Source organism: Lysobacter panacisoli (assembly GCF_009765165.1).
Classification (GTDB): Bacteria; Pseudomonadota; Gammaproteobacteria; order Xanthomonadales; family Xanthomonadaceae; genus Lysobacter_J; species Lysobacter_J panacisoli.
This window is the reverse complement of the sequence record NZ_VLNU01000001.1, coordinates 2,920,155-2,940,673: the sequence shown is the minus strand read 5'-3', so window position 1 is coordinate 2,940,673 and position 20,519 is coordinate 2,920,155. Positions and strand designations below refer to the sequence as shown.

Genomic DNA, 20,519 nt, shown 5'->3' with positions numbered 1-20,519 from the left:
CGCGCCAGCTTCCGTCCGGGTGAAGACGTAGCGCGGTAACCCAGTCGGATTCAGGCAAAGCCGCCAAGGGGAGTCAGGATCGTAGTTGGCCAGGCATGCCGCTGCGACGGCGCGGTCGCCCAGGTAGAGGCCGGGACCGTCGATGTAACGCTGGAAGTGGAAGCCGGCGGGGAGCATGAGGCCATCCTATGCCCGGCCGTCTCACTGGGTGCGACAGCCCGCGGCCATTGCTACACCACAAAAAGGCCCGAGGCGGATCTCCCGCCGCCTCGGGCATCTCCCGTCCTTGGATCGGAGTCCCCGGGCTACATGTGGGTCATGACGCCGCGAGGCGAAAAAAGTCTGCCCACCGGCACGTGGACGCAAAGTGATACCGGACCAATAGTGCGCGGCAGCAGAGCGCAGGAGAGCCGCAGCAATTCGCATGGCCGGCCGTCTGGGTTCATTAGCCGCTCAGTAGCGGATCATCAGCGCGTCGCACGGCACATCCGTGGCGGCTGCTGGAGTCATGTCGACTCGGTAGCTGGTCGTCGTCTTATTACTGATGTTGTGCGGAGGCAGAACGCCCGATCCCTTTGCCGACAGCAAGATCATGTAATTCGCGTCCAGTTCGGTGTTCGGGAGGGTAACGGTGTAGTTCGCCGTCCCGCTCGGAATCGTGAAGTCATGGATGAGGTTGCTACCCTGCCCCGGCACGCTGCCGCGGCTAATCGACCGGACGCCGCACATCTGCATGCGGTCGGTGATGTAGAACAGGTTGGTCCCGTTCGTGATCGGTAGCGGCTGGCCGTTGTCCGTGGAGTAGTGGTAGATGTGCGCCGGCTCAACTCCCGTACTGGCCGGCTGATACCAGCCGCGCATCGACTGCAGGTGGTAGAACGAGTTGCCAATCGGGAAGCTCGTCATCTCCGTGGGATCGACGTACACGCCATAACCCGTCGTCCCCGGCGCGCCGTTGATCATGGTCATGTGCATGGAGATGTTGTCGCAGCCACCCAAGTAGATGCCGTGCGACGCGCCGCCGTGTTGAATGTTGGTGCTATAGAAGGCGACGTGGCAGGCGTTGCCCTGCCCCGTGTTCCCCGTCAGCCAAAGACCGGCCTTCGCCGTGGTCACGCCTGACTGCAACGTTGTATTGATGAATGTTGAGAAGCTCATCGTCTTGCCGCCGTACGGGCCAGCAGCGCCCGTAGCGCGCAAGGTCAGGCCGACGAAGCGGTAGTTGCGGCAGATGAGGTTCTTGGAGTACCAGCCGACGACGTTATCGATCAGCAGGGTGTAGTCGGCGAGGCTGTCCGCATCGATAGTGATGTCCTCGATACCGACGGAGCCGTAGTCAATGTTGTTGAAGTTGAACATCGCGCCGGCATAGGACGCGCCGGTCCACTTGATCGTGGTGCCGACCGTCTGGGCAAGCGTGCCCACGTAGCCCGGGTAGCCCGCACCCGAGCCCTTCAGCGAAAGGGGCCGCTGGATCAGGATGTTCGTGGAGATGCAGTACGTACCGGGCGGGAAGAACAGCGTTCGAGCGTTGCCGGTGTTGCAGAAGTCCAGCGCGTTGGTGATCGCCAGCGTGTCGTCCGTAACCCCGTCGCCTTCCGCGCCGAAGTCCTTGACGCTGACCGTATCGAGCAGGCGGGACTGGATGCTGCGGACAACCGCGCCCGAACCGTCCTGCAGGAAGGCAATCGCATCCGCGTCGCCTGCGTCCGCGATGATGTCCTCGCGGGTGTAGATCAGGACGTCATCAGCGGTGTAGAGGTGGTAGTCGTAGACCACCCCTGGGGTGAGGTACATGATCGCCTCACCACGCGCGTCCAGAATGATCGGGTTGGTGTTTGCCACCGTCCCCGCCCGATTCATGTACGTGGCCTGCGGCGTGGTCGAATTCGCCGCGTAGGTGAAGAGCTTCGCCCCGGCTGCCGGCGTACCGTCGTCCAGAAGGAACTGCTGCTTCGCGGTGGGGCTGAGTAGTGCGGTCGCCATCCTTGGCGGCTCCTGAAATGTCAAAGCCCCCGGGGTCGGGGGCTTGTGGTAGGTTTCGCCTTGATGGAAGGCGACATGTCCAAGAAGTCAGAGACCCCGGGAGAAACCGCTCGGAGGTGGTATGTCGTGTTGTTCGGGAAGGAAGACGCCGATGTGATCAGCGAACTTCAGGCGTACGCGCTGATCGCATCTATCCTTGGCTTAATTGCCTGCGCGTCGGCGACCTTGTTCTTCCTCTTTCGCAGTTAGCAACAGCGCCTGAATCCCACTGCCTCGCTGAAACTGCGTCTGTTGCCCAAGCCAGTTGACGAGGTTAGGACTAGTCATGGCTCGGCTCGCAAGGTTGCCCGCGGCCATTGATCCGAGAATGCCGCCAGCCACCGGGTAGTTGCCCGTCAGCCCAGCTGTTGCGAGTGAACCGATGCCGGCAGCCTGAGTGACAGCCGCGCCGGTGCCGCTCGGGTTCGCGAACACCTTGGAGCCCTGACGCAGGTTGTCCGCGACTCGCGTGATGGACTCCACCTGGCTGCGGAATTCCGGCCCCAATCGATTGAACAGCGCCGAGCGGGCTGCGGGGCTCAGGTTGTTCCAGTTCGTCAGGAAGGTCTGGGTGCTGAAGGCGTCGCCGGCCGCGTTCTGGTTCGAACTGGTAGCGCGCCCCATGCGGTTTAGGACGGCGGCCGCAACCTCTTTGCGCGAACCTTCCGGCAGGCTCTTCATCATGGCGGAGAGCGTAGACGCGCCTTCCTTCGTGCCCTGCGTAGCTGCTTGGAAGATCGCTTCTGGCGTGTCGCGATTGACGATGCTGGAAATGGCATCACTACGGTCTTGCACGGCCCGGTAGTAGCGATTGGCTCGGTTGAAGGCCCCGATGGCCTCAGGCCCAGCACCCTCCGCTGCGCTGCGGATGTCCTCAGAAAGCGCGCCATAGAGCTGACGCCAGTCACGAACAGGCACGTCCGGGTTGAACACGCCGCGCTCGACTTCCTTGCCGACCAGCGTGCGGAGCTTGCTCACGCCCTCATACGGAAGACGCTGCGAGACGGGGCCGCCAAGGCCCTGCGACGCAGGCGTGGCGTCCTTACCGAAAGCCTCCTGAATGCCGCGCAGGCGGGCGTTCTGGAACAGTGGGGAGAGCGCTGGCGCGCCGACAATCTCGGGATTGAGGTCGGCGATGGTTGCCCCAGCGTTCGCCACCGGGATGTTCCCCTGCGGCATGGCTTGGTCGAGGCGACGGTAGAGTGCGTTGGAGGTCGCGCCAGTGCGGCTCGCGAAGGTGTCGTCTGCGGAACCCGCAACGCCACGCTGGATTGCGCGGCCAGCCGTCACTGCGTCCGCACGCGGCGACAGTTCATTAGCCATCTGGCCCAGTCGGCTGCCAATCTGAGCCGCCTGCTGCTCGCTCTTCCCGGCCATCACTCCAGCAGCACCAGGAGTGCGAGCAAGCGCCGATTCCAGAGCGCGTGCAAGCCGACCTTCAGTCGCCTGCCCCACGGTTGGGGTGGTGCCTGCGGCCTCGAAGTCAGCGATATTCGACTGCACCCGCTGACGCCCCGCTTCGCCACCTCGCGTAACGCCCCTCGCGCCGGCCGCGGCGGTGTAGCGGGCAGCGCCGGGAGCGAGCCCGCCAGCGAGTCCAAGCAGCGACTGCACCAACGGGCTGGCACCCTCTTCCTTGGCATAGCTCGCCGCACCTGCGCCCGTTGCTGCGCTAATGGCCTGCATGACGGGATTAGCGCCGAGGGCGCGCACGCCAGATGCTACCCCCGCACCACCAGTAAGGGCGGCTCCAGTAACAGCCTCGCCAACGTCTGACGCGATGCGCTCGCCACGAGTCTCCGGGCGCGCGACATCGCGGCTGGTCAGAAATGCCTGTGCAGCTTCACGAATGGTCGGCAGTCGATTGGTCGCGAACTTGAACAAGCTCATGCCCGGTAGCGACTTCACGCTTTGATCGATCATGTCGAGCGTGCCGGCAGCGCCCTGTGTAACCGAGCGTCCGGCAAGCTGGGCAGTCCGGTTTCCAGCCTGCTTTGGCGCGGCCTTGGGCTGCGCATGCTGAGACTGTACGAACGCGATGATCTGCTCGTTCGTAGCGCCCTCAGGCACCTCTACGCGCTTGATGCTCCCGTCCGGGAACTGAACACGCTTGATCGGCATTAGTCGAGAACTCGGAATCCAGTGAACTGCGCCGGGGCGGGACTCGCGGCCTTAGTGGGCTCGGCGTTTCGGCGGAAGTCGTCAAACCGCTGCTGGTTGAAGATTTGCGGATAGCTCGCCACTTGGTTTTCGATGCCGCGAGCAATCGTCCGATACAGCTCGTCAAGCTGGCCCTGAATCTGCTCACGGGAACGCGGATCGGCGAGCGCCGCGAATCCATTCGGATCGGCCAGCGCTTGGTTGAGCATCGGCAGTTCGCCCGGCTGAAGGACGCCAGTGTTGTAGATGATGCGAAGGGCGGCGCGGGCGTTGTTGTAGGCGTTGCCCAGCCGGCCGCGCGATGCGCCATCCAAAACGCTATCGGCCTTGCTGATCTCGCCCAGCGCGGCATCAAACGCCTTGAAGGTGTTGAGCGCGTCCTTCGTCTCCTTGAAGTCACGGCGAACCTTCGCGGCCTCGCCTGCAGACAATGGCGTCACGCCAGTGCCAGCGCGTGCATCGGGCTTGGAGACGACAGAGATTTGGCCTGTCTCATTGTTGCGCTGGGCAACAGTGCCAGGAGGGAGGCCCGCTGCGGCCGCTTCTTGCGGAGAAAGCTGGCTAAACGATCTGTCCTTCGCTGGCGTGCGGCCGAGCCCCTGCCCCGGACCGAAGCGATTAGCGGCCTGCGCGCCACGGGGCAGTTCGACGTGGACGTGGTCGCCCTCGTCAATCGCCTCGTATCCCATCTGCTTCGCAAGCGCGATGAACTGCGCCTTCTCTTCGGGCGGGACGACAAAGTCGCCGCCAGTGCCGGCCATGTGCTGGCTGTTGGCCGCGCCGCCCACCTTTGCGTTACGTTCCGGGTCGCGGTACAGGCTCGTCACCTGTGCGCCGTTGGAGGCGAGACGCGGGAAGTCCTGCGTCGGGTCCAAGACAGCACCGCCCTCAACGCCATAATTCGGCGCAGAGAAGCTACCGGCGCGCGGGTCGAACAGCATCTTCTGCTCGCCACCATCGCCCGTAGGAACGCCGACGTACTGCATGGATGGCGGTGCAAACGGAACTTCGGCGATTACGCGCCCGGATGCATCGAAACGCTTCGCGCCCGGGCCAAGGGTGAACTGCTCCGGCTGCTGATCGCCAGAAACCGACGCAAGGAATTTGTTGAAGTTCGCATCCAGCGCGGGGTCATGCTGACGCGGGAGCGATCCCGGCGCAGCCATGCCAAGGCCCTCGGTAAGATCAACGATCTGACCGTAGAGGTGGCCCTTCATCTGCTCGGGAGCGCTCGGGTAGATGCGCGCAAGCTGCGACAGGTTCGCAATCTGCGAATCGCGATCAGCGGCCTTCTGCTTGCTCGCCATGCCCTGCACCTGCAGACCGGCATCCGGATCGACGCCGTAGACCTGAGACAGTGCGGACTGATCGCCACCAAGCGCCGGCTGTAGGAATTCGCCGAGCGTGCGCTTGCGGCGCTGCTCCTGCCCTGCCTGCTGCCCTTGGAGGAACTGGCCGAAAATGTTGGGCGTGTCGATCTGCGCCATTAGATGCCACCCCAGCGGTCGAAGAGGCCCGGGCTGCTGCCGCCGCGGTTGCCGTATGCGTAGCCACCGATGCCAGCCAACTGGCCGAGCGCACTGCCCCATGCATTCGCACTGCCTGCGATGCCAGAGGCGCGGGCGTTGCCTGCGTTCATCAGTGCGTTGCCGACGTTGCCCGCAGTCGCCTGCCCCAGCGCGTTGTTCTGGTTCGTGGCCGTCTGGCCGATGCCAGCGAGTGACGCGAGACGGTTCATGTAGGGCGAGTAGCCCTGCTGGTCGGCGTAGTTCTGGCCGAACTGCGTCAACGCCTTGCCGGCCTTGCCCGAGAACAGGCCGCCGCTAGCCGCGGCAGAGCTGTCCAGAGCGCGCACGCCTTCCGTCAAGCCGAACTGGTAGCCCGGCTGGTTGCGGAAGCGGTCGAACGCCTGCGCCTGCGTCGTGGACACGCCTGCGCCCGTTGCAGGGGCCGCAACCGGCTTCACCCGGTCGTACACCTCCTGCATGTGCGAGGCGAGCTTTCCGAAGTCCTCGCCGCGCGTGAAGGCATTGCCCGGCGCGTAGTTGTGGAACTTCGCCACCTCGTCCCACGCCGTGCGATACGACGGATCGGACGTGTAGAGCGCACGGTTGACCTGATCGCCGTCCCTGAACCACTCAATGGGACCGCCAGCCGTCGCCGTGCTGAAGTTCGACGTTGGCAGGCCGAGCAGCGTCATGTACTCCTGCAGGCCAGTGATGCCCGCCTGACGGAACGGCTCGTTGTCCGTTCGCGCCTGGTTGAACATGTCCCACTGCACCTGCGCGGACTTGTCCGCAGAGGCGGCAGACGTGTTCGCTGCGCTCTTCGACGCCTTCGACGCCTTGTTGGCACCGTAAATGGTCGCAGCGGCCGTTACGCCGGCAACAATCCATGTCATACAAACATCCCCTGAAGCTCGTCCGTGAACTCCGAAACCTCGGGGGCATGCGTCAGCAGCCCTTCCGGCTCGATTACATGCGCCTCGATCACCTCAAGGTCGCGTTCGTTGTTTGGGTTGGTGTGCGCCGTGAACAGCAGGCTGTCTTCGTGGGCGTAGAACGCCCGCTTTGCGCCGGGGGCGGCAACCCAAATGTGCGGGGCCGTGATCGTCTCCATGCCCCGGTCCGTGTTGACCGTGACCGAGCCCTTGATGAGCATCACGATGTGCTCATGCCGGTGGATCTTGCCGACGATGATGCTGCCGGCCTTGATCGGTAGGGCGCGGCCGTAGATGCCGTCTGCGAAGTAGTGTTCCGGCTCGTTCTCGACCTGCGGGAACTGCAACAGCAGGTCTTGAAGCTGGAAGATCTTCTCGCGCGTCGGAGCCGGGCCAATGACATGAACCGGAGCGATTTCCTCGCGCGCAGGCGTAAGGTCCAGCGTCACGTCGTAGAACGTGACTGCATCCGTGCAATCCATCCGTCTTCCTTGTTAGAGGGCGTGCGAGCCCGGACGCGGCGGCGGCTCACCCGGCTCAGGGATCGTTCCCGAGCCCGGCAGGCTGGCCGTCTGCGCTACTTCTGCGGTCGTGGCCGCTGTCGTGGCGATCTGCGATGCGAAATCCGACACCGCGATGGCGTAATTCGTCGTATCCGCCAACTGCACCTGAGTGCTCGTAATCACGCCTTGCACTTGTGGGATGCTGGGGCCGTTGATGCCGCCCAAACGGTCGGCAAATGCGCCCATGAGCTTGTACCAGCGCGGGAGTATGTAGATCTTGCCGTTACGCACCTCGGCCAACGGCTCATCGATGCGGGGCAGCCAGTCCGAGACGTTGCGACGCCCGCCACCGCCCGCCCATGCAGTCGGGGATGCCGTAGTCGCGATGCCAAACTTGATCTGGCAATCGACAACAGCCATCAGAACACCGCGCCGATGGAGAACGAATTGACCGTGTGCGTGTCCGCTCCGCCATAGGCCGATTCGGTGATGCGAGAGACCACGCAGTCCGGAGCCGGCTGGCCGGTGATGTCGATAGCCAGCCCACCAGCCGTAACCGCGACCTTGAACGTGTCGGTCGTGGAGTCGCGGACGAAGTAGATCTCGCCCTCGTTCAGCCCGGTCGGGATCGTGCCGCCGTAGAAGGTGATGGTGTCGTTGTCCGCGTAACCGTGCGCCGGAGCCGTAACCGTGTCGTTCGACAGGTTGATCTGGAATTCACGCGGGGAGCCGCCGTTAGGGGCGAGGCCCTTGAAGATGGAGCCTGCCCACAGACCGACCCAGCGCACGGTGTGGGTCGCGCCTACGGTGAAGTTGGCCGGGGCCGACAGGTTGCGTACGCCAGCCGAAGCTGCGTTGAACGTGCAGGACACCCGCGCATAGCCGCCACCCGTCAACTCACCCGAACCCGTCAGCCCCGGGAAGGCGCTGTGTAGGCTCATGGTGTCGATGGTGATTGCGTCGAGCGCCTGGTTGCGTGCAGCCGTGGTCAGGCTCAATTACTGAACCCTATAGGTGAACTGGAAGAAGAACGACCGCGAGCCGGTCTGAGTCGCGTAGAAGCTGACCGTGGCGCGATCGTTCGTGGAGTCGCCGAAGACGCCGCACGACTCAACCGACGATCCCGCAAAACCGGCAGCTGTGCCGGCCAGTTCGTTCTGATTCGCCAGGTTGGAGGCAATCGGAAGACTGACGTTGATTGTCGACTGCGTACCGGCAGCCGCCGTCGTGGTCAGGTCGAACTTCCCACTCACAGTCACCGTGTTGCCAGTACGAAGGTACTGGCAGGTGAAAGGAGTGGACGTTGCCACGTTGCCGCCATTGGTCAGCGTCGGCGTGTAGGTGCCTGACGTGATGAGGGTGGTCGGAATGTCGATGGTCGGGGCACCGGCAACGCCATCGCCGTTGGTGACGGTGATGCGCCCAGACGTGCCTGCAATCGTGCGCACGGCCCACGTACCGGCACCGGTGCGCGCGGCCATGCCAGTGGTCGAAAGCGCCGCTACGGCCGTCAGATCAGCGTCTGCGTCCTGCTTGGCGCTGGTCGCCAGTCCATGCCACGCCTGCAGGTTTGCGGACAGGGTCGGCGTGAGCGTGCCGGACTCAGTAATCGGGCCGCCCGCCCAGGTGATGCCAGTAGCGTTCGCCACGGCCACGCTGTTGACCGTGCCCGCACCCAGCGTGAGGCGAGCGCCGGCCGCATTCACGTCATCCAGCAGGGTGAGCGCGTAGTCCGTAATCGGCTTCGGCTCCAGCGCACCGGTACTGCCGCGCGCCGGGAAAGTGTTCACGCCGTATGGCGAGAAGGCGTAGGTGGCGATGAGTGCCGGAGTGAGGCGAACGGTCGCACCGCCCTGCACTGCCGGGATCATCTCGACCCCTGTTAGCGTCGCTGCCGGCCCATAGGCGCTGATCTTAGCCATTCGAGACTTCCGTGTCGTAGTTGAAGCCGTACCACGCGATGCGCACGGGCTCGCTCGTCCAGAGCTTGTAGTAGCGGCGACGGGATCGACCCATGCGACGCCAGATAGCGCGGTTCGTGCGCTCGCCGATCTTTCCGAGGCGGCGCGGGTGGGCACTTCCCCATGCCACCGCGTCATCCGACCATTGCAGGTAGACCATCGGGTCTGCGCCAGGATCGGTCGGGTTGTCCGCGTCGATGATTTCGCCGCCTTCGTCGAGGATTTCATCCCCCAACTCATCCAGCAGCGCATCGAAGAAGCTGACGCGGCCACCGTTGCCCACGCCCATCTCGCCGATCAGCTCGCCACGGTTGTACGTGACCCAGCGGTTTTCGGCTTCCTGCCCGTGCCACGCACGCTCGCGGTAGATCGGGTCGCCGTCGTCGGTGAAGGTGTCCAGATCCAGCGCGAACAGGCGGCTATCGACGTAATCGCCAACCAAGTGCATACCGCCGAAGAAGCAGTGCGACTCGCCGCGATGCCGGGTCAGCTCACCCGTCGAGGTGTCCCGATAGGCGCGCTGGTGCCAAATCTGGGTGTTGATGTCGAACGCCCACGTCGCTTCGGCGAAGTTCAGGACGTAGAAGTGATGGCCGTCCTGCTGGTAGGTGTAGGCGGTCGCCTGTTCCGGGTTGGCGTAACCCTCAATCGCCTGCTCGATGGCAAACGTACTGACGCGGCGCGGGATGTAACCCTCTGCCACGTACACCACGCCCTGCCCGCTGTCGTTGCGGCCCAGCCAGAAGACACTGTTGTCCTCCTTGGCGGCCGACTTCGGGGCCAGAATGCCCTGCTCGATGTACGAGGTCCGCGTGAACGGCAGATCCGGGTCGGATGTGACCACGGCGACCTCAACAGAGGTAGCGCCGAACAGCCACAGCTCGCGGTGATCGGCCAGCGTGCGAATGATCTTGTCCGGATTGCCCTCCGCAGATGCGAAGTTCAGCGGATCGATCGTGATGCCGTTTACCGCCGCCCAGACGTACGTGCCGTCTTCCTTCGCGCCAACCAGATAGTTGTCGATGAAGGACGCGTCGCTCATCGTCGGAGCGTTCGTCACCTCCGCAAAGGCGGAAGAGGTCAGGTTGACCGAGTGCCAGCCGTTCTGGTGCGCGACGAGCAGGTGATCGACGTTCGCGACAAGCTGGCACGCGCCGTCGTCGTTCGGGAGGTTGCCCACAAAGACGGGGTTGAAGTACGTGTCGAAGCGGTACACGCCGTTGCCGTACACGGCCCACGCCTTGCCGCCCGCCGCCAACAGACCGCGGCATCGGTTCTTCGGGAACGACACCTTGCGCAGCAGGCCGGGTGTGCCAAGGAACGCTCCCTTCCCCTGCTCAACCTCGCTCGGCTCGAAATACAGGCCGATGCACGTCTGCGCAGCCAACGGCACGGAGCGGAGCGTGTACGCCCCGCCGAGGAAGTTGGAGCGCGCCATCAGCGGGCCTTCTGAGTCAACCTGGAGCCCGCCAGAACGCGGTTGCGCTCGATGTCGTTCGCCTTGTCGAGCCAGCGAATGAACATGGCCTCCCACGTTGGGAGTCGCGCGTCCTCGCCAAGGAACATCGCGGACTCAGCGAGTGCGCCGAACATGAACAGTTCGGGGTAGCGGTTGAACGTCGAGTTCAGGCCGCTGGTCTTGATGTCCAAGGGGCGCTGGTAGAAGCGGCCGCCGATAGCAGCGCCATCCGCCGCGTCCGGCCCGAAGATCAGCGTTTCGCCCGCCTGCGCGCACTGGCGCACATCGCCGCCGTGATTCCACCGCGCCTTGTCGCGCAGCTCGTTCTCGGTGACGATTTCCAGCGGCCTGTCCGGGTCGAACCAGACGATTTCCAGCGCGAGGCACCGGGCAGGCAACGCAACGGCATTGGCCGTCACCGTGCCGGTAATCGGCTGCTGCATGGTCGATGCGCGCAAGCCAGAGCGGCCCGGAACGCCTTCATAGACCCGCGACTCACCCAGCGCGATCAACAGGTCGAGGGTCTCATGCGAGAACGTCGCCGAAACGTCGTCTCCGTCGAGCATCTTCAGGACCGCAATCCTGAAGTCGGTGTAGTTGGTGAACTGCATCAGACGCGGCCCTTCCAGATGCGGAACGGGTCGTTCTGCGGGTCATTCAAAAACTGCGTAATCAACGCCTCGTCGCGCATGAACGCGCCGAACGTGATGCCACGCTTGTTGCACCAGTCGATGATTACAGCCCCATCCACGCGGGCTACGTGCTTCATGTCGCCGCCAGTGCGGTGCGTATCGCCCGCCTCGCGGCAGTAGGTGGCGAGCGTGTCGAGGTCTTCGCCTGAGACGGCATGCACAAACGCAGTGCGCTCGTCATCCAAGACGTCAATCCATGCCTTCGTCATCGCTCATCCCTGAAATAAGAAGGGGGCTGGCCGAAGCCAGCCCCCAATGCCGCATCCATGCGGCCAAGCCCCATCCTGGGGATTACGAACCCGAGACGGTGATGTCGCGGATCGCGTACAGCGGCTTCTCGTCGCGGACCACCAGGGACACTTCCGTGCGCACCTGCCAGTTGGCCGCGTCGCCGACCGTCGCGAGCTGTTCGCTCTCGAACGGTCGGAGCTGGGCAAGGGCCAGCTTGTCGGCGTCGAGGATGTACAGCGTGTCGTTCAGACCCGCCACGGCCGTGCTCATCACACGGTTCGGGACGATCTTGGTGACGCCGAAGTCGCCGCGGTAGAAGTCGAACGCGGCATTCAGCACTGCGGCCTGCTTCGAGCCGACTTCGTTGGTGCGCTGCACGTTGCCGGTGAAGGTCGAGATCTTGACCTTGTGGGCCGGCGAGCACATGACGATGGAGCCGGAGCCGCCGTTCTCGTAGCACGACTGCAGGCCGGTCTTCAGCATGGTCTCGGTCAGCGCCACGTCCGTACCGGAAACCGGCGCGGTATTCGTGGTCGGATCGGGGCTCACGCCACCGGCACCGAGCACGTCGTTGGTGATGAAGCCGTACAGACCGCGCAGGCGGCCCGCGACACCGGACGTACCGGTGACAGTCGCGCCCGAAGCGATCGCAGCCGCCTCGATGTCGCGCTTCAGCTCGATCATCTTCTTCATGCGCAGGCGCTTACCTTCCTTCGCACGGCCGTACTTCTTGACGCGCTCGGCGGTGTTCGACACCGAAACGGTGTCCTGGAAGATCTGCGTGCGGTTGTTCAGCAGGCCCGGCTGGGTCTGCGCGGCGTAGGTCGCGTCCGCGCCTTCAATGGCCGCCCGAGTCGGGTCCGGGGCGCGATAGCTGTCGCGCTGCCACTCGAAGTACACGTTGTCGATGTCCGTGCGCTCGATCATCGAGACCAGCGGAGCATCGTCCGGGTTGAAGTTGAAGATCTGGTCGAGGACGTCTTCCTTGACCTTTACGACGCTCGGGGTAATCAGGGTGTTGGTAGGCATTTCCGTATGTCCTTGGCGATCTCAATCCATGAGATCGGCGAGAGTGTTGATCGACGGCTTGGACTTGAAGCGCTTCAGCGCCTCGCCATGCCGTGCGTCTGCTCGGTTGGGGGTGTGAGACTGCGAAGGCTTCTGAACCTTCTTCAGCTCGGTCTTGGGCTTGAGCTTGGCCTTCTCGGCCTGCAGCGCATCGAACGCCTTGGCCTTGTGCGCCAGGAGCCACAGCCCCTTCTGCACGAAGAACTCGGGGGAGATCTGCGCGGACAACCCGGCACTGCCGATGTAGTCGCCCAGCTCCTTGAGCATCGTGTCGTTCCAGCCCGGCAGGGTGTCTCGCAATGCCTTGTCGGTCGCCGCGGCTTCTTCGTTGATCCGCGCTTGGCGTTTCCGCTGCGCTTCCTGACGAACTGCCTCGACGGCCGCCACGGCCTCCTTCAACTGGCCCTTGCGGTCTTCGTACTGCTGTTTGTGTGCGAGGTAGACGCCAGCGTTCTCCGAGGCCCATTCGATGGGCGGCGGATTGCCAACCTGCGTCTCCATGAACTGCACGAACGCCTGCAGGCGGTCTTCCGTCTGCTCCAGCGCCGTCATGTTCTGCTGCCAAACCTCGGCAGCGGCGGTGTGCGCCTGCTCGACGGCCTTTCGGTCCTCGGCCAGCGCCATCGTCTTTTGCGAGTAGTCGAAGCCCTTCTGGGCCAGCTCGACCACCTCGGACTGCTTCAGGCTTACTTCCTTGCCGTCGTGCTTCAGCGTGACGGTGGCTTCTTCCTGCTGCTCTTCCTCGGGATCTGCACCCTCTTCGGACTCTTCCACCTCTTCGGACTCGCCGGATTCCTCGCTATCCAGTTCGTCCGGCGCGCCCTCTTCTTCCAGCTCCGGGCTCTCATCCATCTGATCGGCCAGGTCCGAAAGCGACAGCGCGCCTTCGCCCGGCTGTGTTTCCACGTCACCGAACATTGGTACTTCCTTGTTGTGTTTCACCGCATCCGTGCGGCCTTGCTTACAGCGGGTGGATCACTCCATCCGATGTTTGTGCCGAGGCGAACTCCCCGGCTACAACCTTGGCGTTGCCATACACGCCGCCCCACAGCTCCGGGGCATCCCCATGCGGCCACGTCACGCGGCACACGGGGTTATCGGGCCGGTCTAGCGCCCTGAGATCTTCCGCAACGTCGCGCCAAACTTTTCGGCCCGGCTGCGCTCCAGTTCCAACTGCTTCTGCGCCAGAAGCCCGGTGTTCATCGTGTCCGTCAGGATCGACTCGACCCGCTTGGTCGCCTGATCCAGCGTCCACAGCCAGTCCCGCACCCTTTCGTCCTTTTCTGCTCGCCATTTCGAGACAATCTCCGCTCTCATCTGGTCGAACGCTTCGCGAAAGACCGGGTTTTCGAGGACTTCGGCAGCCAATCGACCGCGCTCAAGCTCTTGTGACGTACTCACGCCGGAATCTGCTCCTGTGCGCCGTCGGGCGGGGCGATCTGCTGCAGCAGGTACTGCACGGCCTGTGTGAGCTGCGCCACCTGATCCTGCAGTTGGGCCACCTTGGCGTCTTCATCGTCCCCGCGGGCCATTTCCTGTGCCGTCTTGGCCGTCTGCACCTGCTGGCTATCCCGCTTCAGGTCAAGCTCGGCCGCCGCCTTCATGCCGTTCTGCGCGATCTCCTGGTCCTTCCGGTCCAGCTCGCGCGCCTTCAGCTCCAACTCGGCCATCTTCGTGGTCTGGTCGGTCTTCAGGCCGTCGTTCTCCTGCGACAGGCGCTGCAGCTCTTCCTGCATCTTCTGCACGGACTGCATGACCTGCTGCTTCTCTTCCTGATAAGCCTGCGGAGTCGGCGGCATGCCGGTCGGCTGCGGGCTAACGAAGCGCTCCGGGTTGCTGAACTCGTTCGCCTCGACGTACAAGCGCACCGTCTCGGCGATGTTCTCCGGCGTGATGACGCCGAACTGAGCCGCCTGTAGCTGCGTCTGGAGCAGGCCGATGATGCGCTGGGCCTGCTGCTCCTTGGAGCCGGTGCCGAGGCCAACGTTGATCTTCACGTTGAACTGGTCGCGCCATTCGGACGGGTTCAGCGCCACCCACTGCCCGCCCGCCACCTGCATCTGCTCTTCACGGTCCTGATGGCGCACCGCCAGCTTCAGCATCTTGGCGAACAGCTGCTTCATGCCCACCGCGAAGAAGCGCGCCATCAGCTCCATGCGCATGTCGGACTTCTGCGTGATGATCGAGACGCCCGTCGCCGTCTTGTTCAGCGAATCGGCGTCCGTGCCCTGCGAATACTTGGTGAAGCCCGTGCGCGTCGCGCGCCAGTCCTCAAGCCACTCGTTGAACTGGTAGGCCGGCGCGCTCAGGTTCGGCTGCACAAGCGGCTGGATAGCGGTATTGGCCGGGCCGCGGCCACGGATCGCACCGCCCGGACGGTTCTCCAGCCAGTCCGCCATGTTCACTTCGGCGTCCAGGTTGATGTAGGTCCGCTGGTTAACGGTCAACATCAGGTTGTCTTGGATGCCGCGCACCGTGTTGGTGCGTAGCTTCTGCGGGCCGATGGCGAAATCAGCCGGGCAGTCTCCGAAGAACGCGTGCGGACGCGGGATTGGGCAGATCCACACGAACGGGTGGCCGTCCACCTGCTCGATCGCCGCCTTGTCATCATCGACGTAGCGGGCCAGCGTGTCTTCGATGAGGCAGATCTTCAGCCATTCGGCCGTGCCGTCGCCGTCACGGTCCAACTGCATGTAGACCTCGGCGCAGTTGTAGAGCGAATGGCTCTCCGTGGGCTCGGCATAGGCATCCGAGTCCATCGACTGGCCCAGCATCTCCAGCGTCTCTTCGCTGTCGGCCGGTTCGCCACTGCCACGCGGCAGGTCGGACAGGTCGTACCCGTCCTGCTCAAGCTCGAACTTGCGGCGGCGGAACACATGGCCAATCAGCGCCGGATCGCCACCCCAGCGGGCGTTCGGATCGACGCGCACTGCATCAGGCGGGCACACCTCGGCCTTGATGCAAGTGCGGCGGTCTTCCTTGGTGACGGTGAAGATCAGGCCGCCCGTCTCGTCAACCTCGGGCTCACCGTCCAACTGCCAGCCCTCTTGGGCCAGCATGACCAACTGCTCTTCGGTCTGCCCCTCGAACGTCTGCCGAGCGTCGTCCGACTCTTCCTCAGCCCACACCTTCACGAACCCGACCTTCTGCAGCAGTGCGTCCTTGAACCAGTCGTAGACGATGCTCACGCCATCGTTGCGCGTGTAGAACAGGTGGTTGATGTAGGCCGTCGCCAGCTTGGCAATCGGCTCCGCACCGGGGCGCTTGGCCTCGAACTCGACCGCATCGTCCGATGCCACGAACATGCGCATCAACTGCGGGAGCATGCCCTCGATGGTGTCGGCCACATCCGTGGCAACGAAATCGGAGCGGTCCTCGATCTCGGGCGGCGCAAGCTCCCCCGTGGCCTCGGCGTTGTAATACTCAAGATTGCGCAGGCGCGCCTGGCTGACTTCCGTGCCTGGGCCGCCCAGCGACGATTGCAGCGCCTGAACCGCGATAGCGCCGACTTCCTCGTCGGTCATCTTCTCGCGCTTCGTCTTGGCGGCTTCCTTGCCGTATGCCATTAGCGGGTCAGTCTCTTGTAGTTGATAGGCGCGTCGCTCGCCGCAACGGGCCTGCTGACGTAGTCCGAGGCCATCTCGCCGAATGCATCCGATGCGTGGCTCGACCAGTCGTGGTCAGGCCCAAGGCCAATGCCTCGAACCTCGTCCTTCTTCTCGTGATACCAGCCGAGCGCCTCGCGACCGCCTTCGGTCGTGGCCTCGTTGAACCAGATCTGCGGGAACACGCGGCGCACAGCCTCGATGCGGGCATTCGCAGCACCTGCTCCCATGTTCTCTCGCGACCGCACTTGGAACCCCGCGTCCCTGAAGGCGCTCTCGTAAGTCACGCGGTACACGCGGTCGTGGTTGATGCCGTCGTGCGGCAGGATGATCTCGGCCCGCTCATAGCCCTTAGAGCGCAACCAGTGCGTGTGCTCGCCGATCTCTTGTCCCACGGCCTCGTAGTAGTCCAGCACGCGAATCTGCTGGCCCACGAACTGGACCATCCAAAACACGAAGGCGTCAGACCGGCGAGACGTGCCGCCGATGTCCGCATACGCCTTGATCGGCAGCAGCGGATCGCGCGCAACGACACCAATTCGCCCTTGAGCCCGCGCCTCGGCCAATTGCTTGGCGAAGTACGCGCCCTCCGAGACGGTGATGTAGCCACCCTCCCAAATGTGCTCGTACTGGTCCGGCTGCATACGCAGACAGTCCAGTCGTTCCTGCTCAAGCTCGGCCGTGAACCACGGGTTGTCGCGCCAGTTCGCCTTAACAACCGCCGCGCCTGTGGGGATTTCGACTCCGCGCAGCATCACATCGACCGGATCAGTCTTGCGGCGCGCGTTCCAGCTAAACCACAGTTCCGAGCCCGGGGCGCGAATGGTCGGCCGCAACAGGTTCAGCGAGTGATTGGAGGCCGTCTGCGCCTCTTCCCACCACGCCCGCTTGAACCCCTCCAGAGACTTCACAGACTCGGCCGTGAAGTCCTGCATGCCCTTGAAGATCATCAGCCCGTCGCCGGGCGTTTGAATCACATCGCGGAACACCTTGAAGCCGTGCCGCTCACCAAGCCCGAAGTCGCGCAGCTTGGCCTCGATAAGCGCCTTGCTGGACTGCGCCAGATCCTTCTGCACCTCTCGAATGCAGGCGGCTCGCAACCCCTCGCCATGCTCCCCAGGCTCAGCCAGCGCGTCCTCGATCAGCTTGCCAGCGAAGAAGTGGGACTTGCCCGACCCTCGCCCGCCCCATGCACCCTTGTAGCGCGCAGGCGCGATCAGCGGCTCGTACACGGCAGCCGTTGGAATGCTCAGAACCGCCATCAGGCAGGCTTGACAATCGTTCGCTCGACCTTGTTCACGACCTCGGCCGTGATGGTCTGCTCGGTCTTGTCCGACCACCCCTGATTCTTCAGCCAGAAGATCGTGCCGGCCGCGTTAGGCCCAGCAAGGCGCTGCTCCCAGTAATCCTCAAGCGTAGCCCTGACGGCTTTTACGGCGTCAGAAAACTCCGGCTTCTCGCCATAGCGAAGAAGCGTTTCCCGGGTCATCCCAAGCGCCAGCGCCAACCCATTGACCGTATACGGCCGTTCCTTGGCCTCGCAGGTGGCGAAGTAGGTGTTAGCTACTTCCTCAAACTGCTCCGGGGTCTCGAAGATCGGCGGCCTTGCCATCAGTCAGTCCTTCGGGCTGCTCTGCGGCTTGGCCCTCAATAGTCGGGCCATCCTTGGCCCCCGCGTCCTTGCGGAAAATCGAATCGAAGTTGCTTGCGAACGTGTCCGCGCTCACCGAGAAGGGGCGCGGCTTGCTGCCTTTGCCGCTCAATTCACCGTCCTCCCTTCCGGAGTGTCATGCGCATCCACCACCTTGCGGCACATAGGCAGCACGTCCTCACTGTTCTGGCAGTGCACGAAGAGCGTGTCGCCGTCCCAGCGCAGGATCACGCAGAGCTGCTTGTGGTCGCGGCACTGCTTCAGTAGATCGATTGCCTGGTCGTACAGGTCGGGGGCGTAGTCACTCATGCTGGGCGTCGATCTTGGCGGCGCAGCGGGTGTATTCGTCGATGAACCACGCCAACAGTTCCTTGATGACGCTATCCACCTGAGAATCGACGTCCTCAGGGATTGGCGGACACTTCTCGGGAGGCGTTGGCCTTGCGTATTGCGTCGCGCAGCCCGTCAACAACAGGCTGAGGCAGCACGCAGCCGCTAGGGTTCTCACGTACGACTTCACGGATCACCCCCTGCGACCTCGGCAGCTTGTCCAGCGTCTTCTGCAGCTTCTCGGCGCGGGCCTTGTCGGCTTCCTGCGCCTTCAGCACTTCGCTCAGCCGTTCGGCCGTTGCCTTCTGGGCAGCATTCGCCTTGCCGAGGCGGCCAGCTAACGCGCCCGAATACCAGCCCAATGCAAACGCGGCAATTAAGAGGATCAACGCACCAGCCGCTTTCCAGCTCATCAGACACCGGCCGCCTTCCACTGTTTCTCGGTGAACTTGATCGGGAACGCCACCACGACTGTGAAGACTGAGCCCGAACGGTAATCGACCCACGTACGCGCCCCAGACAGCACGGCAACGATCCGGCCGCCGTCATCAAACAGGGCCGAGCCGCTATCGCCGCCGAATCCTGGCGACACGAACCACACCTCGTCCCCACGCACGCGGGCCACGTAGCCCTCGCGGTAGACATCAGCCTCGCCACCGGGCGTGCCGATCAGTCGAACCCGCTGCGTCTGCACAGGCTTGCGGCCCATGCGCGCCCACGTACGAAACGTCTTGTCCACCACCACTAGCGAGTGGTCCGCGCCGTCGTCTACGTGGCTGGAAGCCTTCACCGGCTCCCCGTTGACCTTGACCAGCGCGCCACCTCCAAGGCAGTGCGTCGCCGTCAGGATCGTGTGCTTGCCTACCGCCGTGCCGCTGCACCACGTCCGCTCGAACTCAAGCGACAGGGTGTAGTTCTCGATGTCCCAGTCTTTCGGGAAGGATGCGCCGCCGCCGCAGCCTCCGATCAGAAAGGCCAGCGTCAGCAGCAACCACTTCACATCAGACCCCTTTGTAATCCCTTTCGTCCCAGCCGCAGGGGAACTGCATTTGGTCTCGCGCCAAGAACTCTCGGAAGTACTTGTCACCCACCTCGCCGGAGGGGCCGAAGTCGGCGCGCGTCACTGGCCGGCGGATTTCAGCAGCGGTGGTAGCTTGGCCAGAAGTGAACTTGCTTGGGTCGCCGTGCATAAGCTGGCGGTGTGCGAAGGTCATGGCAAACCCACCCTCAGCAGCGACCTGCGCCAGCCGAGCGTTCCATTCCTGCCCGGGCATCACATCGCCCCGAACATCACGCCGATGAGGCCGGCCCAGCTATCCGCCGTCCACACGCCCAGCGCCACGAGCGCAGCGCCGCACACGGCAATCAGCGCAATCACCTTGGCCTTGGTCTTGTCCATCACTTGTTCCTCGTAGCGCTACGCAGCAGCCACATCAGGAGGCCGGCCACTCCGGCGCATATCGTTATGACGCCAGCGACGAAGCCGATTAGGAGTTGGGTGGTCACAGCCCGCTCTCGCACATGCGGCGCTCATCGGCGCGACGCAAGACAAGGCCCTTGAAGACCCTGCCCTTCGAATACTTCCACTTGCTCAGCTCGGCACACGCGGCCTGCCAGTTGCTCGCCAGCGCGTAGCCCTGCAACGTTGAGCCGCACACGACCTTCGGGCCGATGTTGAACGCGGCCGACGTCAGAGCACTTTCGACGCCCTGCGGCATATCACCCGGAATGCAGCGCCGCACGATGGCGTTGGCCTCGTGCATGTCCTGCTCTAGCCACGCCTCGCACTGGGCGCGCGTGTAGCGCTGCCCCATCTTCACGTCGGGGCCTGTATGGCCCCAGCAGGCTGTCGGAATGCCAACCGGATCGAGATAGGCGTCGTACTTCAGCCCCTCGTATCTCTGGATTAGCGGAGCGGCCAGCGCAAGCACGGCAGCCAATCCAGCGCCGCCTACGATGACCTTGCCCTTGCTCACTTCTTCTTAGCCTCGCGCCACCACTTCCACAGCAAATAGCCGAGCTGGGCGACCACGTAGACCGTAGTCGTGAAGTACATCCACTCTTGGACGCCCCAGCCAGCGACACTCGCGCCAACCACCGCAATCGGTGGCGCAGACTTGATCGTCGCGGCCCCTACGGCCTCGCTTAGTTCGTTGCGCACTGCTTCTCCCCTGTGACGCAGTGCGTCTGTGTGTGGCCAACGGGGCAGGAATCGAACCTGCAACCGGCGGCTTTGGAGGCCGCTGCTCTGCCTGATTGAGCTACCCGAAGGTTGTTTGGAGCGGGCCAGGAGAGTCGAACTCCGCGGTCGTCAGCTTGGAAGGCTGCTGCGCGCCCCTTGCGCTAGTTGACCCGCTTGCTTGGCAGGGCCTGTAGGAATCGAACCTACGCATG

Annotated in this window: 23 protein-coding genes and 2 tRNA genes; all 25 read right to left on the bottom strand. The window is 63.8% G+C overall.

The genetic code is table 11. The features are described 5' to 3' along the window. Positions 1-453: 453 nt before the first annotated feature. Positions 454-1,986, bottom strand: a complete 1,533-nt coding sequence (locus tag FOF45_RS13710; RefSeq protein WP_158985776.1) for a glycosyl hydrolase family 28-related protein — start codon at positions 1,984-1,986, stop codon at positions 454-456. 201 nt (positions 1,987-2,187) lie between these two features. Then, entirely contained in the window at positions 2,188-4,146 is a 1,959-nt protein-coding gene (locus FOF45_RS13705; RefSeq protein WP_158985761.1) for a hypothetical protein, read from the bottom strand. Further along, positions 4,146-5,672 carry a D-Ala-D-Ala carboxypeptidase family metallohydrolase gene (locus tag FOF45_RS13700; protein ID WP_158985759.1) on the bottom strand — a complete coding sequence of 509 codons (1,527 nt, stop codon included), beginning with the start codon at positions 5,670-5,672 and terminating at the stop codon, positions 4,146-4,148. Before FOF45_RS13700 ends, FOF45_RS13705 begins: the two co-directional genes overlap by 1 nt. After that, entirely contained in the window at positions 5,672-6,586 is a 915-nt protein-coding gene (locus FOF45_RS13695) for a hypothetical protein (RefSeq protein WP_158985758.1), read from the bottom strand. The genes FOF45_RS13700 and FOF45_RS13695 overlap by 1 nt, the downstream gene beginning before the upstream one ends. Further along, entirely contained in the window at positions 6,583-7,107 is a 525-nt protein-coding gene (locus FOF45_RS13690) for a hypothetical protein (protein ID WP_158985756.1), read from the bottom strand. The genes FOF45_RS13695 and FOF45_RS13690 overlap by 4 nt, the downstream gene beginning before the upstream one ends. A gap of 12 nt (positions 7,108-7,119) precedes the next feature. After that, positions 7,120-7,548, bottom strand: a complete 429-nt coding sequence (locus tag FOF45_RS13685) for a hypothetical protein (RefSeq protein ID WP_158985754.1) — start codon at positions 7,546-7,548, stop codon at positions 7,120-7,122. Then, positions 7,548-8,126 (bottom strand): hypothetical protein, encoded by a 579-nt coding sequence (locus FOF45_RS13680; protein WP_158985752.1) that lies wholly within the window; start codon positions 8,124-8,126, stop codon positions 7,548-7,550. The genes FOF45_RS13685 and FOF45_RS13680 overlap by 1 nt, the downstream gene beginning before the upstream one ends. Continuing rightward, the gene (locus FOF45_RS13675; protein WP_158985750.1) at positions 8,127-9,050 is read right to left on the bottom strand and encodes a hypothetical protein; all 924 of its coding nucleotides are present in this window, start codon (positions 9,048-9,050) and stop codon (positions 8,127-8,129) included. Further along, the gene (locus FOF45_RS13670) at positions 9,043-10,527 is read right to left on the bottom strand and encodes a hypothetical protein (RefSeq protein WP_158985748.1); all 1,485 of its coding nucleotides are present in this window, start codon (positions 10,525-10,527) and stop codon (positions 9,043-9,045) included. The genes FOF45_RS13675 and FOF45_RS13670 overlap by 8 nt, the downstream gene beginning before the upstream one ends. Then, positions 10,527-11,159, bottom strand: coding sequence for a phage adaptor protein (locus FOF45_RS13665; RefSeq protein WP_158985746.1), 633 nt, complete (start codon positions 11,157-11,159; stop codon positions 10,527-10,529). The genes FOF45_RS13670 and FOF45_RS13665 overlap by 1 nt, the downstream gene beginning before the upstream one ends. Beyond that, positions 11,159-11,449: a hypothetical protein gene (locus FOF45_RS13660; RefSeq protein WP_158985744.1), complete on the bottom strand. Its 291-nt coding sequence runs from the start codon at positions 11,447-11,449 to the stop codon at positions 11,159-11,161. The genes FOF45_RS13665 and FOF45_RS13660 overlap by 1 nt, the downstream gene beginning before the upstream one ends. A gap of 82 nt (positions 11,450-11,531) precedes the next feature. After that, on the bottom strand, positions 11,532-12,500 hold the full coding sequence (locus FOF45_RS13655) for an SU10 major capsid protein (protein WP_158985742.1): 969 nt from the start codon (positions 12,498-12,500) through the stop codon (positions 11,532-11,534). Between the two features lie 21 nt (positions 12,501-12,521). Beyond that, positions 12,522-13,457, bottom strand: a complete 936-nt coding sequence (locus tag FOF45_RS13650) for a hypothetical protein (protein ID WP_158985740.1) — start codon at positions 13,455-13,457, stop codon at positions 12,522-12,524. Between the two features lie 189 nt (positions 13,458-13,646). Then, positions 13,647-13,940, bottom strand: coding sequence for a hypothetical protein (locus FOF45_RS13645; protein WP_158985738.1), 294 nt, complete (start codon positions 13,938-13,940; stop codon positions 13,647-13,649). Continuing rightward, the gene (locus tag FOF45_RS13640; protein ID WP_158985736.1) at positions 13,937-16,105 is read right to left on the bottom strand and encodes a portal protein; all 2,169 of its coding nucleotides are present in this window, start codon (positions 16,103-16,105) and stop codon (positions 13,937-13,939) included. The genes FOF45_RS13645 and FOF45_RS13640 overlap by 4 nt, the downstream gene beginning before the upstream one ends. Further along, positions 16,105-17,376, bottom strand: a complete 1,272-nt coding sequence (locus tag FOF45_RS13635; RefSeq protein WP_199244488.1) for a phage terminase large subunit — start codon at positions 17,374-17,376, stop codon at positions 16,105-16,107. Before FOF45_RS13635 ends, FOF45_RS13640 begins: the two co-directional genes overlap by 1 nt. 29 nt (positions 17,377-17,405) lie before the next feature. Continuing rightward, positions 17,406-17,756, bottom strand: a complete 351-nt coding sequence (locus FOF45_RS13630; protein ID WP_158985732.1) for a terminase small subunit — start codon at positions 17,754-17,756, stop codon at positions 17,406-17,408. A gap of 147 nt (positions 17,757-17,903) precedes the next feature. Next, positions 17,904-18,104, bottom strand: a complete 201-nt coding sequence (locus FOF45_RS13625; protein WP_158985730.1) for a hypothetical protein — start codon at positions 18,102-18,104, stop codon at positions 17,904-17,906. A gap of 95 nt (positions 18,105-18,199) precedes the next feature. After that, positions 18,200-18,538 carry a hypothetical protein gene (locus tag FOF45_RS13620; protein ID WP_158985728.1) on the bottom strand — a complete coding sequence of 113 codons (339 nt, stop codon included), beginning with the start codon at positions 18,536-18,538 and terminating at the stop codon, positions 18,200-18,202. Beyond that, positions 18,538-19,125 carry a trypsin-like serine peptidase gene (locus FOF45_RS13615; protein ID WP_158985726.1) on the bottom strand — a complete coding sequence of 196 codons (588 nt, stop codon included), beginning with the start codon at positions 19,123-19,125 and terminating at the stop codon, positions 18,538-18,540. Before FOF45_RS13615 ends, FOF45_RS13620 begins: the two co-directional genes overlap by 1 nt. Positions 19,126-19,398: 273 nt before the next feature. After that, positions 19,399-19,524, bottom strand: coding sequence for a hypothetical protein (locus tag FOF45_RS18445; protein WP_267902654.1), 126 nt, complete (start codon positions 19,522-19,524; stop codon positions 19,399-19,401). A 103-nt stretch (positions 19,525-19,627) separates the two neighbouring features. Then, positions 19,628-20,101, bottom strand: a complete 474-nt coding sequence (locus FOF45_RS13610) for a lysozyme (protein ID WP_158985724.1) — start codon at positions 20,099-20,101, stop codon at positions 19,628-19,630. Next, entirely contained in the window at positions 20,098-20,286 is a 189-nt protein-coding gene (locus FOF45_RS13605; protein WP_158985722.1) for a hypothetical protein, read from the bottom strand. Before FOF45_RS13605 ends, FOF45_RS13610 begins: the two co-directional genes overlap by 4 nt. A gap of 33 nt (positions 20,287-20,319) precedes the next feature. Next, positions 20,320-20,400: transfer RNA gene (locus FOF45_RS13600), tRNA-Trp, on the bottom strand. Between the two features lie 2 nt (positions 20,401-20,402). After that, a tRNA-Gly gene (locus FOF45_RS13595) sits at positions 20,403-20,481 on the bottom strand. Positions 20,482-20,519 lie beyond the last annotated feature (38 nt).

Coding starts and splice junctions, on each gene's coding strand:
- FOF45_RS13705 (WP_158985761.1), bottom strand. CDS start 4,146: ATGCCGATCAAGCGTGTTCAGTTCCCGGACGGGAGCATCAAGCGCGTA.
- FOF45_RS13620 (WP_158985728.1), bottom strand. CDS start 18,538: ATGAGCTGGAAAGCGGCTGGTGCGTTGATCCTCTTAATTGCCGCGTTT.
- FOF45_RS13650 (WP_158985740.1), bottom strand. CDS start 13,457: ATGTTCGGTGACGTGGAAACACAGCCGGGCGAAGGCGCGCTGTCGCTT.
- FOF45_RS18445 (WP_267902654.1), bottom strand. CDS start 19,524: ATGGACAAGACCAAGGCCAAGGTGATTGCGCTGATTGCCGTGTGCGGC.
- FOF45_RS13640 (WP_158985736.1), bottom strand. CDS start 16,105: ATGGCATACGGCAAGGAAGCCGCCAAGACGAAGCGCGAGAAGATGACC.
- FOF45_RS13630 (WP_158985732.1), bottom strand. CDS start 17,756: ATGGCAAGGCCGCCGATCTTCGAGACCCCGGAGCAGTTTGAGGAAGTA.
- FOF45_RS13690 (WP_158985756.1), bottom strand. CDS start 7,107: ATGGATTGCACGGATGCAGTCACGTTCTACGACGTGACGCTGGACCTT.
- FOF45_RS13655 (WP_158985742.1), bottom strand. CDS start 12,500: ATGCCTACCAACACCCTGATTACCCCGAGCGTCGTAAAGGTCAAGGAA.
- FOF45_RS13670 (WP_158985748.1), bottom strand. CDS start 10,527: ATGGCGCGCTCCAACTTCCTCGGCGGGGCGTACACGCTCCGCTCCGTG.
- FOF45_RS13700 (WP_158985759.1), bottom strand. CDS start 5,672: ATGGCGCAGATCGACACGCCCAACATTTTCGGCCAGTTCCTCCAAGGG.
- FOF45_RS13675 (WP_158985750.1), bottom strand. CDS start 9,050: ATGGCTAAGATCAGCGCCTATGGGCCGGCAGCGACGCTAACAGGGGTC.
- FOF45_RS13710 (WP_158985776.1), bottom strand. CDS start 1,986: ATGGCGACCGCACTACTCAGCCCCACCGCGAAGCAGCAGTTCCTTCTG.
- FOF45_RS13685 (WP_158985754.1), bottom strand. CDS start 7,548: ATGGCTGTTGTCGATTGCCAGATCAAGTTTGGCATCGCGACTACGGCA.
- FOF45_RS13660 (WP_158985744.1), bottom strand. CDS start 11,449: ATGACGAAGGCATGGATTGACGTCTTGGATGACGAGCGCACTGCGTTT.
- FOF45_RS13665 (WP_158985746.1), bottom strand. CDS start 11,159: ATGCAGTTCACCAACTACACCGACTTCAGGATTGCGGTCCTGAAGATG.
- FOF45_RS13695 (WP_158985758.1), bottom strand. CDS start 6,586: ATGACATGGATTGTTGCCGGCGTAACGGCCGCTGCGACCATTTACGGT.
- FOF45_RS13625 (WP_158985730.1), bottom strand. CDS start 18,104: ATGAGTGACTACGCCCCCGACCTGTACGACCAGGCAATCGATCTACTG.